The organism is Gemmatirosa kalamazoonensis, assembly GCF_000522985.1.
Classification (GTDB): domain Bacteria; phylum Gemmatimonadota; class Gemmatimonadetes; order Gemmatimonadales; family Gemmatimonadaceae; genus Gemmatirosa; species Gemmatirosa kalamazoonensis.
The window spans coordinates 203,511-218,543 of sequence record NZ_CP007128.1; the positions used below are offsets into that span (position 1 = coordinate 203,511).

16 protein-coding genes are annotated in these 15,033 nt (G+C 72.8%); 15 read left to right on the plus strand and 1 reads right to left on the minus strand.

Annotated elements, in window-relative coordinates; genetic code table 11:
* Window positions 1-166 precede the first annotated feature (166 nt).
* From J421_RS01065 to J421_RS01105, 9 genes are all read left to right on the plus strand, one after another.
* Entirely contained in the window at window positions 167-856 is a 690-nt protein-coding gene (locus J421_RS01065) for a flagellar hook-basal body protein (protein WP_025409306.1), read from the plus strand.
* A gap of 67 nt (window positions 857-923) precedes the next feature.
* Window positions 924-1,712, plus strand: coding sequence for a flagellar basal-body rod protein FlgG (flgG, locus tag J421_RS01070; RefSeq protein WP_025409307.1), 789 nt, complete (start codon window positions 924-926; stop codon window positions 1,710-1,712).
* A gap of 32 nt (window positions 1,713-1,744) precedes the next feature.
* Window positions 1,745-2,173 (plus strand): flagellar basal body P-ring formation chaperone FlgA, encoded by a 429-nt coding sequence (flgA, locus tag J421_RS01075; RefSeq protein ID WP_025409308.1) that lies wholly within the window; start codon window positions 1,745-1,747, stop codon window positions 2,171-2,173.
* Window positions 2,174-2,178: 5 nt separating this feature from the next.
* Window positions 2,179-2,859 carry a flagellar basal body L-ring protein FlgH gene (locus J421_RS01080; protein WP_148306090.1) on the plus strand — a complete coding sequence of 227 codons (681 nt, stop codon included), beginning with the start codon at window positions 2,179-2,181 and terminating at the stop codon, window positions 2,857-2,859.
* Between the two features lie 2 nt (window positions 2,860-2,861).
* Complete coding sequence (locus J421_RS01085; RefSeq protein ID WP_104022102.1) at window positions 2,862-4,295, plus strand: flagellar basal body P-ring protein FlgI; 1,434 nt, start codon at window positions 2,862-2,864, stop codon at window positions 4,293-4,295.
* On the plus strand, window positions 4,292-4,729 hold the full coding sequence (locus J421_RS01090) for a rod-binding protein (RefSeq protein WP_025409311.1): 438 nt from the start codon (window positions 4,292-4,294) through the stop codon (window positions 4,727-4,729). The genes J421_RS01085 and J421_RS01090 overlap by 4 nt, the downstream gene beginning before the upstream one ends.
* A gap of 63 nt (window positions 4,730-4,792) precedes the next feature.
* Complete coding sequence (gene flgN / locus J421_RS01095) at window positions 4,793-5,344, plus strand: flagellar export chaperone FlgN (RefSeq protein ID WP_148306091.1); 552 nt, start codon at window positions 4,793-4,795, stop codon at window positions 5,342-5,344.
* Window positions 5,345-5,356: 12 nt separating this feature from the next.
* Entirely contained in the window at window positions 5,357-6,772 is a 1,416-nt protein-coding gene (gene flgK / locus J421_RS01100; protein WP_025409313.1) for a flagellar hook-associated protein FlgK, read from the plus strand.
* Between the two features lie 13 nt (window positions 6,773-6,785).
* Window positions 6,786-7,013 (plus strand): carbon storage regulator, encoded by a 228-nt coding sequence (locus J421_RS01105; RefSeq protein WP_025409314.1) that lies wholly within the window; start codon window positions 6,786-6,788, stop codon window positions 7,011-7,013.
* 8 nt (window positions 7,014-7,021) lie between these two features.
* On the opposite strand, the gene J421_RS01110 is transcribed toward J421_RS01105, so the two are convergent.
* Complete coding sequence (locus J421_RS01110) at window positions 7,022-7,603, minus strand: hypothetical protein (RefSeq protein WP_148306092.1); 582 nt, start codon at window positions 7,601-7,603, stop codon at window positions 7,022-7,024.
* Between the two features lie 80 nt (window positions 7,604-7,683).
* On the opposite strand from J421_RS01110, the gene motA reads away from it, so the two are divergent.
* The 6 genes from motA to J421_RS31910 all read left to right on the plus strand — a co-directional run bounded on the left by motA (window position 7,684) and on the right by J421_RS31910 (window position 15,016).
* On the plus strand, window positions 7,684-8,541 hold the full coding sequence (gene motA, locus J421_RS01115; protein WP_025409316.1) for a flagellar motor stator protein MotA: 858 nt from the start codon (window positions 7,684-7,686) through the stop codon (window positions 8,539-8,541).
* A gap of 6 nt (window positions 8,542-8,547) precedes the next feature.
* Entirely contained in the window at window positions 8,548-9,783 is a 1,236-nt protein-coding gene (locus J421_RS01120; RefSeq protein WP_025409317.1) for a GGDEF domain-containing protein, read from the plus strand.
* Between the two features lie 72 nt (window positions 9,784-9,855).
* Window positions 9,856-10,782, plus strand: a complete 927-nt coding sequence (locus J421_RS01125; RefSeq protein WP_025409318.1) for a flagellar motor protein MotB — start codon at window positions 9,856-9,858, stop codon at window positions 10,780-10,782.
* Window positions 10,783-10,938: 156 nt separating this feature from the next.
* Window positions 10,939-11,499, plus strand: coding sequence for a serine/threonine-protein kinase (locus tag J421_RS01130; RefSeq protein ID WP_025409319.1), 561 nt, complete (start codon window positions 10,939-10,941; stop codon window positions 11,497-11,499).
* Window positions 11,403-13,976, plus strand: coding sequence for a protein kinase domain-containing protein (locus J421_RS01135; RefSeq protein WP_148306093.1), 2,574 nt, complete (start codon window positions 11,403-11,405; stop codon window positions 13,974-13,976). Before J421_RS01130 ends, J421_RS01135 begins: the two co-directional genes overlap by 97 nt.
* Complete coding sequence (locus tag J421_RS31910; RefSeq protein WP_148306094.1) at window positions 13,973-15,016, plus strand: hypothetical protein; 1,044 nt, start codon at window positions 13,973-13,975, stop codon at window positions 15,014-15,016. The genes J421_RS01135 and J421_RS31910 overlap by 4 nt, the downstream gene beginning before the upstream one ends.
* The last annotated feature ends 17 nt before the right edge of the window (window positions 15,017-15,033 follow it).

Here is a 15,033-nt window from a genome sequence, read left to right on the forward strand (position 1 = left end):
GGCCGCGCCCGCGCGCGATCCGCGGCCTATCGCGCAAGTCGTTTCCTTGCAGCGACTTGCCGGAGAGCACGGGGTCGGCCGACGACGGTCCGGCGGTTGCTTTGCCCCTGTGGCGCGCGGAACCACGTCGCGCCCCCTCTCGCACGCCCCCTCCCTCCCGCCGCACATGCCGAACGGTCTCTCCAGCGCCGCCAGCGCGCTCCGCTACTGGGAGCGCCGGCAGGAGATCGCCTCGAACAACCTCGCGAACGCGTCGACCGACGGCTTCAAGGCCGAGCGCGTGTTCGGGAAGATGTTCGGCGATGCCCTGACCGTGGCCCAGACGGCGACCGACACGCGCGCCGGCTCGTTCCGCCAGACCGGCAACCCGCTCGACGTCGCGATCAAGGGCGACGCGTTCCTCGTCGTCGACACCCCGAACGGCGAGCGGTTCAGCCGCGGCGGATCGCTCGCCCTCGACCCCGCCCGCCGCCTCGTGGACGGCAGCGGCCACCCGGTGCTCGGCGAGCAGGGGCCGATCGTCGTGCCCGACGGCACGGTGACGATCGACGGCACGGGCACGGTACGCGTGAACGGCGCGGCGATCGACCGGCTGCGCCTCGAGCGCGCCGGCGCCCCGGCCACGCTCGCGCACGAGGGGGGCACCCTCCTCGTCCCCGACGGCGCCCGCGCCCGGGTGCCCGACGCCGAGCGCTCCGTGACGCAGGGCTTCGTCGAGGAGAGCAACGTCAACACCGTCTCGTCGATGGTGGACATGATCGCGGTGCAGCGCGCGTACGCGTCGGTGCAGAAGGCGATCAGCACGATGGACGCCGTGCGCGGCACCGCGGCCAACGAGTTGGGCAAGCCCGTCTGACCACGAACGAGTCACGAGTTCCGAGTCCCGAGTCCCGAGTCCCGAGTCCCGAGTCCCGAGTCCCGATATGGATCCCGCCCTCCGCGCCGCCGCCAGCGGCATGATGGCCCAGCAGCTCCGCACCGAGGTCATCGCGAACAACCTCGCGAACGTCAACACGACGGGCTTCAAGCGCAGCCGCGCGAACTTCGAGGACCTGCTCTATCAGACCGTGCAGGGCGCCGCCGTGCTCGGACAGCCCGAGAGCCAGACGCAGCCCGCCGTGCAGATCGGGCGCGGCACGCGGCTCGTCGGCGTGCAGCGGCTGCACACGCAGGGCGCGCTCGAGACGACGAACCGACCGCTCGACGTCGCGATCGAGGGCGAGGGCTTCTTCCAGGTGCAGGCGCCCGGCGGCCAGACCGAGTACACGCGCGACGGCACGTTCCAGATCTCCGACCAGGGTGTGCTCGTCACCGGCTCCGGCTACACGCTGGTGCCGAACATCAAGATCCCGAGCGACGCGACGGGCCTCACCATCTCGGCCAGCGGCATCGTGAGCGCGACGCGCGGCCAGTCGACGCAGCCCGAGGAGCTCGGGCGCATCGAGGTGGCGCGGTTCGCGAACCCCGCCGGGCTGCAGGCCCAGGGCGAGAACCTCTACGCCGCGACGGCCGCGAGCGGCGAGCCGGTCACCGGCTTCCCGCAGGAGGACGGCTTCGGCCGCTGCGTCCAGGGCGCGGTCGAGTCGAGCAACGTCGAGATCGTGCAGGAGATGGTGGACATGATCTCCGCCATGCGCGCGTACGAGATCAACTCGAAGGCGATCAAGAACAGCGAGGACATGCTGGAGATCGCGAACAACCTGGTGAAATGAGAGCGTCGAGCGTGGAGCCTGGAGCGTGGAGCGTGCTGCTCGCGCTTCTCCTGCTCGTCGCACTCGGCACGCCGCTCGCCGCGCAGCCGAAGGCGTCGTGCACGCCCGTGGCCGCGCGCGCGCTCGTCCGCGGGCAGACGTTGACGGCGGACGACATCAGCATGGTGGACGCGAAGGGCGGCTCTGCGCTCTGCGCGCTGCGCTCTGCGCTCGTCGGTTCGCAGACGCGCCGGATGATCGCCGCCGGCGAGCCGCTGCGCGAGCCGGCCGTCGCGCCGCCTAACGTCGTCGCCGCGAACACGCCGGTCGCCGTGGTCTACCGCGACACGGGGATCGAGGTGCGCCTCAAGGGCGTCGCCCAGAACGCCGCGCCGCTCGGCGGACGCGTGACCGTGCACGTCGACGTCCGCCGCCGCCTCGACGGCATCGTCGTCGCGCCGGGCGTCGTGGAAGTGAAGTGACCAACGTGCCTAACACCCGCATGCGTCTCACGCTCGCCGCCGCGCTGCTGCTCGCGCCCGCCGCCGTTCTCGCGCAGCCGGCCGCCGCACCCGCCGCCGCACCCGCCGCCGCACCCGCCGCCGCACCCGCATCCGCGGTTTCCGCTCCCGCGGCACCGGCTCCCGCCCGTCCCGGCCTGCACAGCTGGCTGTCCGACCGCCGCGAGTTCGTCGTCGGCGACATCATCACCGTGCTCGTCGACGACTACACGATCTCGAGCGCGATCAAGGACGACCTCGCGACGCAGCGGCGCAACCGCGACCTCGGGCTCGGCGTCGACGTCAACACCGGCGGCCCGAAGGCCACGGCGATCGACGCGCGCATCAACAGCCGCAACAACGCCGACGCCCAGAACCGCGGCGAGGCGCGCCGCGAGAACCGCTTCCAGAGCGAGATGAGCGTGCGCGTCGTATCCGTCGGCGAGCACGGGCTGCTGCAGGTGAAGGGCACGCGTCTGGTCGACGTCGACAAGGGGAAGCAGAACATCTCCCTCGCCGGCTGGCTCCGCGCGCAGGACGTCTCCACCGCGAACGTCGTCGAGTCGTCGCGCATCGCCGACGCACAGCTGACCTACCTCTCCCCCGGCCCGTTAGGCAAGCCGAAGCAGGGCCTCGTCTCCCGCGTGGTCAGCATCGTCTGGCCGTGAGCATGCGCCGTTACCCGTTCTCCCTCCTCCGCGCCGCGCTGCGCAACGCCGTCGTGGCACCGCCCAAGCAGACCGCCACGGACTACGCCGCGCTCGGCCGCCTGCTGGCCGAGTACGACGCGCGCGCGCTCGAGACGCGCCGCGCCGCCGACGCGCGCCGCCGCCGCCTCGCGCTCGCCATGGGCACCGTGGTCGTCGACGAGCCGACACCGTCGGCCGACGCCGAGCACCCGCCGCGCCTCGAGCACCTCCGCCTCACGCCGTTCCAGGCGTTCGCCGCCGTCGCCGTGCCCGCGAAGCGCGGCCTCGAGCGCGCCGTCGCCCTCGTCGTCGCGGAGCTCGCCGATTCGGTGCGTGACACCGTCCGCCGTCCGACGCGTTCGGCCGTCGGCGCGGTGCTGCTCGCGTTGGGCGCCCTCGCGCCCGCCGCGCTGCGCGCCCAGGACGTCCGCATCAAGGACCTCACGATCGCCGAGGGCGCCGCGCCGATCCGGCTCGTCGGCTACGGCCTCGCGGTGGGCCTCGACGGCACCGGCGACCGCGCGAACGGCGTCCGCGGCTCGGGCATGACGGTGCAGAGCGTCGTGAACCTGCTCCGCCGCTTCGACGTCGAGGTGCCGGCGGAGCTGCTCCGCACGCGCAACGTCGCCGCGGTGCTCGTCACCGCGGAGGTCTCGCCGTATCTCCGCTCCGGCGGCCGCTTCGACGTGCACGTCGCGTCGATGGGCGACGCGCGCTCGCTGCGCGGCGGCGTGCTGTGGATGACGCCACTCGTCGCCGAGGCGGGCGGCAAGCCGTACGCGCTCGCGCAGGGCGCGCTCATGGTGAGCGAGTCCGCCGACCCGCGCGACCGCTACGCCGCGCCGACGGTCGAGACGACGGTGCGTCTGCCGAACGGCGGACAGCTCGAGGTCGACCTGCCGCGTCCGAGCTTCGCCGGCGCGTCGCGGCTGCTGCTGAAGGAGCCCGACGTCGGCACGGCCTCGAAGATCGCCGCCGCGATCAACGGCGCGTTAGGCGCGAAGACCGCGACGGTCGAGGATCCGGGCGCCGTCGCGCTCGCGCTCCCCGACACCGGCGACCGCGCGCTCATGCTGAGCAAGGTCCGCGACCTCGCGGTGCGCCCCGACCGCATCGCGCGTCTCGTCATCGACGGACGCGACGGCACGGTGGTCGCGGGCGGCGACATGACCGTCGGCGAGGCGGTCGTGAGCCACGGCGCGGTGACGCTCACCATCGGCGCCCAGACCGGCCCCGCGCCGGCGCCCGGCGACACGTCGGTCGCGCCGGGCGACGTGCGCGTCACGCCCGGCACGACGGTGCAGAAGGTGGCCGCCGCGCTGCACGCGGTGCAGACGCCGGCGCCCGAGATCGCGGCGATCTTCCTCGCGCTCCGCGAGGTCGGCGCGCTCGCCGCCGAGGTGGTCGTCCGATGAGTGGACCCATTGGACCCGGGACTCGGGACTCGGGACTCGGGACTCGGGACTCGTGGGGGAGCAGTTCCCGAGTCCCGAGTCCCGAGTCCCGAGTCCCGACCCCCGATGAAGTCAAACTGAAGAAGACCGCGCAGCAGCTCGAGTCGCTGTTCGTCGAGCAGCTGTTCAAGGCCATGCGCGAGACCGTCCCGCAGGGCGAGGGCGCGATCGGCGCGGCCACCGGCGAGGACATGTTCACGGGGCTCATGGACCAGCACTTGGCGGCCGATACTCCCACGCAGTGGGCGCACGGCCTGGCCGATGCCGCGTACCGGCAGCTCCGCGCCGCGCTCCCTGGATCGAAGACCGAACAGACCACCGAGCACACTGCGCCGTCCACGAAGTTGACGCAGCTCCGCGCGCCGACGCCCGTGATCCCGCTCCCCTCGCGATAAATGGCGCTTCCCACGCCTCACGCCAGCACCATCGCCGTGCCGTCGTACGCCCCGCCCCGCAGCATGGCGCACGCGCCGGCCCTCGCGCTCGCGCTCGAGGGCGCCGCGCGGCCGTCCGCGAAGCCGCGCCCGATGACGCCGGCGGCGCGCGACGCGCTGCTCGACGCGCTGCGCTCCGAGCGCAAGCTGCTCGACGAGCTCGTGGCGACGCTGCGCCGTCAGCGCTCGGCCGTCGGCACCGACGACCTGCAGGCGGTCGACGACTCGGTGTTCGCGACGCACCGCATCCTCGCCACGCTGGGCCAGGCGCGCGTGCGCCGGCGTCAGATCAACCGCCTCATCGTCGGCGTCGAGGAGCTGCCGGCGCGCGATCTGGAGACGGTGCTCGGCGAGGGCATGGACGACGTGCTGCGCGGCGCGCGCGACGAGCTGCAGGCCAGCGCCGCCGTGCTCGCGCGCGAGGTCGACGTGAACCGCCGCGTGCTCCGCGACGCGCTCTCCAGCGGCGACGCGCAGGCGCGCGCGCTCGCCGGCATCCCGGCCGCCGCGCCTAACGGTGTCGTCGGCGCGAACGTCGGCGGCAACGCCGGCGCCTTGCTCGACCGCACCGGCTGACCGGAGCCCGCCATGTCACTCGGTTCCGTTCTCGGCATCGCGCGCAGCGGGATGAGCGCGCAGCAGCTCATCATCGACACCGCGGGCCACAACATCGCGAACGTCGACACCGAGGGCTACTCGCGCCAGCGCGTCGAGCTCTCGGCCGAGTTCATGAAGCAGCCGATGCTCGGGCAGATGGGCAACGGCGTGCGCGTCGCCGACGTCGCGCAGCTGCGCGACTCCGCGCTCGACACCGCCTACCGCAACGAGGCGTCCGGGTCCGCGTCGTCGCAGCTCCGCAAGGATCTGCTGGGCGGCATCGAGTCGCTGCTCGGCGAGCCGTCGGACACCGGGCTCGCTGCGGCGATGGACGCGTTCTGGTCGTCGTGGTCCGATCTCGCGTCGCAGCCGGCCAGCTCCGCCGCGCGCTCGGTCGTGCAGCAGAACGGCCAGCACGTCGCGGAGATGCTGAACGGGTTCGACCGGCAGCTCGTCGGGATGCGCGCGCAGGTCGCGACCCAGCTCGATGCGACGGTCACGCGCATCAACCAGCTCTCCGACCAGATCGCGGGCTACAACGAGCGCATCATGGGCGCGGAGGTCGGCGGCACGACCGCGGCCGACCTGCGCGACAAGCGCAACCTCGCGATCGACGAGCTGGCGAAGCTCGGCGACACGCACGTCATCGAGTACCCGAACGGATCGGTGCAGGTGTCGCTCGGCACGAACGCGGTCGTCGACGGCACCACCGGCCGCCACGCGCGCACGATCGTCTCGGCCACCGGCGTCGTCGGAATCCACCTCGACCCGGGCAACGAGCCGGCGCTGCCGTTCGGCGGCACGTCGCAGGCGATGGTCGACTTCATGAACCGCGACCTCCCCGACGTCCGCGGGCAGCTCGACGCGCTCGCGAACGGGCTCGTCACCGCGGTGAACGCGATCCACGCGACGGGCGAGCTGTACCCGGCGAACGGCGCCCCGGTCGCGGCGGGGAACTTCTTCGATCCGACGCACGTGACGGCGGGCGACATCTCGCTCAGCGCCGCGGTCGCCGCGAGCGCGGCGAACATCGCGGCCGGCGCCGCGGCGGCCGCCATCCCGGGGCCGGGCAACAACGACGTGGCGCTCGCGCTCGCGGGGCTGCGCTCCGCCGCCGGCCAGGTCACGTACGTCGACGCGACGGGGCAGACGCAGAGCGGCTCGTTCACGAGCTTCTACGGCGACGTCGCGAGCCGGCTCGGCGCTCGCGTCTCCGCCGCGGGCACCGACGCGGACGTGCACGCGACGCTCGCCGACCAGGCGGACACGCGGCGCAAGTCGGTGAGCGGCGTCAACCTCGACGAGGAGCTCACGACGCTCATGCGCGCGCAGCAGGCGTACGCCGCGGCGGCGAAGGTGATCTCCACGGCGAGCGACATGATGAAGACGCTCGTCGACATGATCTGACCGAGGATTTCCCGTGCTCATTCTCGCCCGCCGCCCCGGCGAATCCATCGTCATCGACGGCGGCATTCGCATCGTCGTCCTCGCGTCCGACCGCGGGGGCGTTAGGCTCGGCATCGAGGCGCCGGCGAACGTCGCCATCCTGCGCGGCGAGATCGCCGCGGCGGTCGCCGACTCGAACCGGAGCGCGACCGCGGCGCACGCCGGCGAGTGGGTCGCGCGACTCAAGACGCGTGATGCGTGACGCGCAGGTCAGACGCGCGGCAGGCGCATGACGTAGCCCGCCGCGGTCGCCTCCACCGGCACGCCGGCCAGCCATCGCGCCGCCGCGGCCGACGCTTCGTCGCCCGCCGCGCCGCTCACCGTGAGCGCGACGTCGTCGCCGTCGAGCGTCCATGCGATGCTCGCCGCCGCGCCGCGCTTGGCGGTGCCGAGGAGCAGCAGCAGCGCGCGCGCCAGGCCCACGTGCCGCGCGCGCACCGGCGGCGCGAGCGGGTCGGGCGTCACCGTCACCGGCACGTCGCGCAGCTGTGGGTGATGGGCGTGCAGCTCCACGATCGGCGTGACGAGATCCGGCAGGTGGAGCGGCTCCGCGACGTCGACGTCCGACGCCGAGCCGGCGAGCAGCCGCACGAGGACGAGCACCCCTTCCAGCCGCTCCGTCTCGTCGCGCAGCACGCCGACGATCGACGCCGGCGCGACCGCGCCCGGCTCCAGCAGCCCGGTGGCGGCGACGAGCGTGCCGACGCGGTTGCTCAACGCGTGGGCCAGGCCGCGCAGCAGCGCGTCCTGTTCGGTGAGCCAGCGCACGGCGACAGCAAAGTTTTCGGTCATCCGGGCCGATACTGAGGAGAGACCCCGGTCGAACGACCGGTCATCTGCCCTGCCCTCTCCTCTCCCCTGCCTTCGTCGCCGTGTTCGTCGTCATCGGACTCCTGATCCTGTTCGGAAGCGTGATCGGTGGCTACGTGATGCACCACGGTCACGTGGCGACGCTCATTCAGGTGAACGAGTTCCTGATCATCGGCGGCAGCGCGTTCGGCGCGATGGTGATCGCGAACCCGATGGGGGTCATCAAGGGGACGTTCACCGGCATCCTCGGGCTGCTGAAGCCCAACCCGTTCGCGCACGAGACGTACAGCGAGCTGCTGCAGGTACTCTACGAGGTCTTTCAGCGCGCCCGCAAGGACGGTCTCGTGGGGCTCGAGGCGCACATCGAGGAGCCGGAGAAGAGCGACATCTTCACGAAGTTCTCGCACTTCAGCTCGCACAAGGCCGGCGTCGCGCTGCTCAGCGACACGCTGAAGGTGCTCCTCACCGGCGCGGTCGAGGACCACAACCTGAGCGAGATCCTCGACATCGACCTCGACCAGCAGTACGAGGCGAACATGCACGTGCCGCACGCGCTCGCGACGGTGAGCGACGCGATGCCCGGCTTCGGCATCGTCGCCGCGGTGCTCGGCGTCATCATCACGATGGGCTCCATCGGCGGCGCGGCGAGCGAGATCGGCGAGAAGGTCGCCGCGGCGCTCGTCGGCACGTTCCTCGGCATCCTGCTCTCGTACGGCGTGCTCGGTCCCATGGCGAAGGCGATCGAGGGGCGCGTGAAGGCGGAGCACGCGTACATGTGCTGCATCCGCACCGCGCTGCTCTCGTTCGCCCGCGGCGACGCGCCGATGACGGCGGTGGAGTTCGCGCGCCGCAACATCGATCCGCACGACCGGCCGAGCTTCGCCGAGCTCGAGGCGCTCACGCGCAAGAAGGCCGCGTAAGCGCCCATGACGGACCCGCGCTTCGCGCGCGAGAAGCGGCTCACCGTTCTCGCGCGACACCGCCAGTCGGTCCACCGGCGGTGGGCGTTCGGACTCCTCGGCCTCGCGCTCGGGCTGTGCGACGCGGCGCTCGACTTCTTCCCCGCCCCGTGGTGGGCGGTCGCGCTGCCGTCGGCCGTGCTGCTGCTCGGCAACGCATGGTGCGCGTGGCGCATCCGCGCGGACCACATCCGCGTTAGGCACTTCTGGGCGATGCTGTGCGCCGACGCCGTCGCCACGGCGGCGACGTGCGCGATGACCGGCGACCACGGCGAGCTCGCGGTCGCGTTCTACGTCGTCGTCGCCGCGGCGTACGGGCTGGGGCTCCCCCGCGCCGCGCGCGTGCACGTCGCCGTCACGGCGGTCGTGTACCCCATCGCGCGCCTCGTGAGCGGTACGCCGCGGACCACCGTCGCGCTCGAGACCGCGGTGCTCGTCGCGCTGAGCTGGCTCGCGATCGCGTCGCCGATGCGCTTCACGTATCGCCTGCGCCGCGCCCGCCGCGCGCTCGACTCGCTCGAGCGCGGCGACTTCTCCGTACGCCTTCCCACGCGCGCGCTCGACGACCTCGGCTTCCTCGCCGTCAGCTTCAACTCCACCGCGGAGGCGCTCGGCACCGCGGTCGAGGAGCTGCGCCGCTCGCGCGAGGCGCTCGCCCACCAGGCCTACCACGACCCGCTCACCGGCCTCGCGAACCGCGCGCGCTTCCAGGAGCGGCTCGTGCGCGCGCTCGCCGGCGAGCACGCGCCGCAGGTCGCGGTGCTCATGGTGGACCTCGACGACTTCAAGTGCGTGAACGACCGGCTCGGCCACGCCGCCGGCGACCGGCTGCTCGTCATGGTCGGCGAGCGGCTGCTGAACGCGACGCGCGGCGGCGACACCGTGGCGCGCCTCGGCGGCGACGAGTTCGCGGTGCTCGTCGAGAAGGTCGCGCAGTCGTCGGACGTCGAGATCATCGCGCGGCGCATCCTGCACGCGCTCGCCGCGCCGTTCGTCATCGACGGCGTCGATCTGCACGTCGGCGCGAGCATCGGCGTCGCGCGCCACGGCGGCCCGCCGGGCGACGCGGAGGCCGGCGACGCGCTGCTGCACCGCGCGGACATCGCGATGTACGACGTGAAGACCCGCGGCAAGAACGCGTTCGCGGTCGACGGCGTGCAGGCGCCGCCGGTGCGCCGACGCGCGCTCGCGCTGGTCCAGTAGCGGCGCCGAGCTGCCGATACTCCAGGGGGTGGGGCGCCGTTCCCCACGTCACCTCGTCCCCCTCCCCCGTCGATGTCCAAGGACGCGAAGAAGATCGTCATCGTCCGGAAGAAGAAGGTCGCGGGCGGCGCCCACCACGGAGGCTCGTGGAAGGTCGCCTACGCGGACTTCGTCACGGCCATGATGGCGTTCTTCATGGTGATGTGGATCCTCGGCATGGACGACAAGCTGAAGCAGGCCATCGAGGGCTACTTCTCGAACCCGATCGGCTACAAGAAGGGCTACTCCGCCGGCGCCAGCCCCATCTCCTCCGGCGCGTCGCCGAGCAAGGTGCAGACGAGCCAGCTGCGCATGATCGTGCGCAACCAGGAGTCGCAGAAGTTCAACGTGCTCGCGCAGCAGCTCCGCGAGATGCTCGCGAAGAACGGCGAGCTGCAGCGACTCGGCGCGAAGGTCGAGGTCGGGGTGACGAAGGAAGGGCTGCGCATCGAGCTGATCGAGACGGGACGCGGCGACGTGTTCTTCGCGCTCGGCAGCGCGCAGATGAAGCCCGCCGCGGTCATCGTGCTGCACGCGATCGCGCCCGAGCTGGAGCCGCTGCCGAACCCGATCGTGCTCGAGGGCCACACCGACGCCGCGAGCTTCGGCAGCAACGCGGGGTTCACGAACTGGGAGCTGTCCGCCGAGCGCGCGAACGCCGCGCGACGCGTGCTCACCGCGTCGGGACTCTCCCCCGAGCGCGTGGCGGAGGTGCGTGGCCTCGCCGACCGGCACCTGCGCGTGCCCGAGAACCCGCTCGATCCGTCGAACCGCCGCATCTCGGTGCTGCTGCGCTACCGCGACCTCGGCGCCGACGAGGCCGCGATCGGCGACTCGGTGCCCGGCGTGGTCGCCATGCCGCACGCCGCATCGGTCGACGGCGCCCCGCGCGTCGCGCCGCCGCGCCGCGCGCCGGCCGCCGCGTCTCCGGCGGCGAGCGCCGTTCCCGGCCAGAGCTGATCATCGGCTGGGCCGCGCGCGCTGGCCGCGCGCGCTGGGCGCGCGCTGGGCGCGCGCTGGGCGCGCGCTGGGCGCGCGCTGGGCGCGCGCTGGGGGCGCGCGCTGGCGGGGGGATGAACGGGTTCATATGTTCGCGCCTCCGAACCCCGGTCGCGCGTGACTGTCCCGCCCCGCATCGACACGCCTCCCGCCCCTACCCTGATCGGCCGACGCTACGCCGTCGAGCGCGAGCTCGGACGCGGCGCGAGCGCGTTCGTCTACCTCGCGCGTGACGCGGCGCAGGACCGGCGGGTCGCGGTGAAGGTGCTGCGGCCGGAGCTGGCGCAGTCGCTCGACGCCGCGCGCTTCCTGCGCGAGATCCGCACGACGGCGAAGCTGCAGCACCCGCGCATCGTGAGCGTGCTGGATCAGGGCGCGGAAGGCGATCAGTTCTACTGGGTCGCGCCGTACCTCGACGGCGGCAGCCTGCGCGACCGGCTGACGCGCGAGCGGCAGCTTCCGATCCGGACGGCGGTCGCGATCGCGCACGCCATCGCGGTCGCACTGGACTTCGCGCACACGCACGGGGTCATCCACCGCGACGTGAAGCCGGAGAACATCCTGTTCGTCGGCGACGAGGCGTGCCTCGGCGACTTCGGCATCGCGCGCGCGCGCTGGACGACGCGCCGGGGTGGACGACGACGACGGGACTGGTGCGCGGCACGCCGGCGTACATGAGCCCCGAGCAGGCGTCGGGCGAGCGGGAGCTCGACGGGCGCAGCGACGTGTACGCGTTAGGCTGCGTGCTGTACGAGATGCTGGCCGGCGTGCCGCCGTTCAGCGCCGCGACCGCGCAGGCGACGATCGCGCAGCGGTTCACGCACCCACCGGAGTCGCTCACGCGCCACCGCGCGACGGTGAGCCCGGAGCTGGAGGAGATCGTGCGGCTGGCGCTCGCGACGGCGCCGGCCGACCGGTTCGGGACGGCACGGGCGTTCGCGGAGGCGCTGGCGGGTACGGGGCTGCTGCACGCGACGGGGACCGGCGAGGTGCCGCCATCGCCGCGGCGCCCGCGGCCGGATCGCCGCGAGCGCGCGCGGCGCGTCGCGTTGGGCGTCGCGGGCGTCGCGGGCGTCGCGGCGGCCGCGGCGGTCGCCGCGCTCGGCTGGTGGGCGTTAGGCGCGCGCGACGACGCGGCACCGCCAGGGACGCTGCTCGTGCGCGTGGCGTCGGCGACGGACGGGCCGCGCGACGCGGCGCTGACCGAGCGCGTGGCGCGGGCGCTGCGCGCGGAGCTCGAGGGGTGGTCGGAGGTGCGCGTGAGCGATCGGGCGCGACGACCGGCGCTGGTGCTCACGGCGTCGGCGGTGCGGCTGGGGGACTCGGCGCGGGTGATCGTCGATGCGGTGGACGGGAGTGCGGGCACGTCGCGACGGCTCGTCGAGATCGCATCAGCGACGGCGGTGGACGCCGCACCGACGGTGACGCGACTCGTCCGACGGGCCCTCGCTGGACCCGACGTGGTGGACGCGCCAGATGCCGAGACCATGCCGGGTCGATCGTTAGGCGCCCTGCGGTCGTACGTTCGAGGCTGGGAGCAATTGCGTTCCGGCCAGCTCGACTCGGCGGCCGAGTCGTTCATGGCGAGCGCACGCGCGAATCCGCGCTTCGCCCTCGCGTCGCTGTGGGCGGCGCAGGCCGGCGCGTGGCGCGACCCGCGAGATCCACGCCCCTGGCTGCCGTTCACGGCGACGGCGCGCGCTGGTTCCCTAACGGGGCGAGATTCCACCCTCGCCGTGGCGTTAGGCGCCATGGCAGCGAAGGACTATCCGAGCGCGTGCGCCGCGTTCCGGGCGACGACGGTGCGAGATCCGTCGTCGTTCGCCGGATGGTTCGGCCTCGGCGAGTGCGCGCGGCTCGACACCACCGTGCTGCGGACACCCGAGGGCGCGCGCTTCCGCTCTAGCACGTGGGCATCGCTCGCGGCCTTCCGGGAAGCGGTCGAGCGCGCGCCGTCGTCCGCGCTGCTTGGCGCGCTGTTCGAGCGCATCCTTCGGAGCACGTCCGCCGCTGGCAACGTTCCGCGACGCGGCTGGCTCGCGGGCGACGGCGGCGGACCGTATGTGGCGCTGCCGTCGCTCGATGCGGACACGCTCGCTTTCTTCCCTGTGTCGCTCGACGAGTCCTTGCGTGCGGGCGCCCGCGCCGTGCCGCGCACCTACACGGCCGCAACGCGGCGCGGCCGCGAGGTGCTGCTCGACCTGACCGAGCGGTGGACGCAGCGCGCACCGGAGTCGAGCCAGGCGTGGTTCCGACGCGCCCTCGCGCTGGAGCTCGCTGGTCAGATCGGCGACGGCGCCGCGGAGCAGTCGGCCCCCGCCGCGCTCGAGAAAGCGGCGGCCGGCGCACGATCCGAGGAGGAGCGCGCGCGCATCGCCGTCGCGCGCACGCGCCTCGCGTTGCGACGCGGCGACTTCGCGGGCGCCGCACGGATCGCCCGCACCGCATTGGCGGACGGCCCATCGCAGCCCGGCGAGGCGCGCGACACGCTGCTGCCGCTCGCCGCCCTCGTCGGCGACGTCGCGCGCGCGGAGCGTTGGTCGGTACCGGCAGCACCCGACCCCGCGCTGCCGCAGCCGGTCGCCGACTCGCTGCAGCTCTTCCAGGTGCGCGCCGTCCTCGGCGCCTGCGATGGGATGGACGAGAGTCGCCGGCGGCTCGAGCGCGCGGTCTCGATCTCGTTCGCGCCGGCGGAGGTGGCGCGACAGCGTGCACGCGTTCTGCAGCCGGCCTACCGCGACGCGGTGCCGTGCCTCGGCCCGGGCATCCTCACCGAGTTCACACCGACCGCTCCGGTCGATGCGGCCTACCTGGCGCTCGCTCGCCACGATCCCTCCGCCGCGCGCCATGTGCTCGCGGCGGCGCGCGAGCGTCGCGCGGGGGCCGACATCACGTCGATCACGTGGGACTTCCTGTTCGCGGAGTCATGGGCACTCGTGCAGGCTGGCGATACCACGGACGCGCGCCAGCAACTGCTCGACGCGATGAACAGCCTCGCGAGCATGAATGCCTACACGCTCAGCAGGCTGTCGCAGGCAGCCGGGCTCCGGCGGTCGTTGGACTTGCTGCAATCGATCACGGCTCGCGACGCGGCGGGTCGCCTCTGGCAGGAACGTCGGAGGGCGCTCTCCACCACACAATCTCCGAGCAGATGACACACCCGTCGCAGCGTCGCACCAGGAGTTGGATCGTCGATACGATGCTGTTGGTCGCCTGGCTGCTCGCAGGGCCGGCAGCCGGCGCGCAGTCATCGCGGCCTTCGACGGGCGTCGCGGGCCGCGCGGCGTTCGGCGCGAAGGAGGACGACTACGAGCCCAAGGGTTTGGATGCCTGCGTGTTCGACGACGCTGCCACGAAAGCGCCGTATCGATGCGTCGGATGGGCACGCTCGACGTGGAACCCGGACTGGAAGAAGCCCCAGTCGCGCGCCGTCGCAGCCTGGATCCGTGATACGGTTCCGTACTTCAACTACTCGCAACGCGTCGCTCGTGAACCGAAGACGGGAACCGGGCCGGGACCGCAGTTTCGAATCGCGATGACCTGGGACGCGGAGTTCGTCCCGCTGTCGAAGCTGAAGCAACGGGCCCTCGTCGTCGCACGGATCGAAGCCGATGGCGATCCCAACGCGCCCGAGGACAAGCTCTTCGGCATCAACCGGCGCGGGACACGACTCGAGCGCGAGTTCTACCTCGTCATCGAGCCGTTTCGCTTCGACGGGACGGGCCAGCCGCCGGCGAATCCGGTGCAGCACAAGGTCTCCCAGTGGCACGTGTATGGTGTGGATGCGCAGACCCGTGAGCTCGTCCCGGTCGGCAACTCGCGGTCGTTCTATCGATGCGATCACGCGCACGACGGTGACGAGAAGATGACCGGCGCGGCGTTCATGACCTGCGACGGTATGCGAATGCTCGCGTTGAAGGCGAACTCCGCACTCCTCCGCGAACCGCTCGACCGGTACCGCGCGACATTGCCTGTCCAGCGGTCTCGGACCGATGCGCTGTTGCAGTGGGTGAACGGCGTCGGCCTCGACGCGACCACATTGCCACAGCGGCTCGCCGAATTCACCGGCGTGCGCGACAAGTCGTCCCCCGCCATCCGGCGCGACGCGGCGGACCTGGCTCGGCTGCTGCGCAACCAGCCGAGCGATCCCGGGTGGATGACGTGCGGGCTCGGGTGCTGCGTGGCGGCGTTCTGACCAACGCGCCTGCCTCC

Bases quoted from the DNA above. Each gene is read 5' to 3' on its own strand.
- J421_RS01065 (WP_025409306.1), top strand. From the start codon at position 167: ATGCCGAACGGTCTCTCCAGCGCCGCCAGCGCGCTCCGCTACTGGGAG.
- flgG (WP_025409307.1), top strand. From the start codon at position 924: ATGGATCCCGCCCTCCGCGCCGCCGCCAGCGGCATGATGGCCCAGCAG.
- flgN (WP_148306091.1), top strand. From the start codon at position 4,793: ATGGCGCACGCGCCGGCCCTCGCGCTCGCGCTCGAGGGCGCCGCGCGG.
- J421_RS01110 (WP_148306092.1), bottom strand. From the start codon at position 7,603: ATGACCGAAAACTTTGCTGTCGCCGTGCGCTGGCTCACCGAACAGGAC.
- J421_RS01120 (WP_025409317.1), top strand. From the start codon at position 8,548: ATGACGGACCCGCGCTTCGCGCGCGAGAAGCGGCTCACCGTTCTCGCG.
- J421_RS31910 (WP_148306094.1), top strand. From the start codon at position 13,973: ATGACACACCCGTCGCAGCGTCGCACCAGGAGTTGGATCGTCGATACG.
- J421_RS01085 (WP_104022102.1), top strand. From the start codon at position 2,862: ATGCGCCGTTACCCGTTCTCCCTCCTCCGCGCCGCGCTGCGCAACGCC.
- flgK (WP_025409313.1), top strand. From the start codon at position 5,357: ATGTCACTCGGTTCCGTTCTCGGCATCGCGCGCAGCGGGATGAGCGCG.
- J421_RS01090 (WP_025409311.1), top strand. From the start codon at position 4,292: ATGAGTGGACCCATTGGACCCGGGACTCGGGACTCGGGACTCGGGACT.
- J421_RS01125 (WP_025409318.1), top strand. From the start codon at position 9,856: ATGTCCAAGGACGCGAAGAAGATCGTCATCGTCCGGAAGAAGAAGGTC.